Source organism: Lacinutrix sp. MEBiC02404 (assembly GCF_053601575.1).
The window spans coordinates 1-306 of sequence record NZ_JBSHNV010000010.1 but is presented as its reverse complement, the minus strand read 5'-3'; the positions used below and the strand labels follow the sequence as shown (position 1 = coordinate 306).

1 protein-coding gene is annotated in these 306 nt (G+C 37.6%); it reads right to left on the bottom strand.

Going from position 1 to position 306, the window contains the following annotated elements; all coding sequences use genetic code 11:
- Nucleotides 1-306 (bottom strand): hypothetical protein (locus ACVCXO_RS00045; protein ID WP_452227564.1); only part of this gene is annotated, 306 nt, incomplete at both ends.

The following is a 306-nucleotide window of genomic DNA, read 5'->3' as shown; positions in this document are numbered from 1 at the left end:
ATCAGCTACGGTATACGTAACTAGAATAGTACCACCAGCTCCACAAGTAGAAGCAAGGTTCGTAAATACATAATCAGAAGTTACATCAAATACTGCATCTGTATCACAAGAATCTGTACCACAAGATTGAAGTGCTAATATGTTAGCAGTATTCCAATCGTTAGCGATCGTTTCGTTATCTGTTCCGTTACATTCTATAGTTTCGTCTATTACAGTACAAGCAGTAAGATCAGGACCGATAGAATCTTCAAGCGTAAGTGTTGCAGTAAGTATGGTTTCATTACCACAATCATCAGCAACTGTATA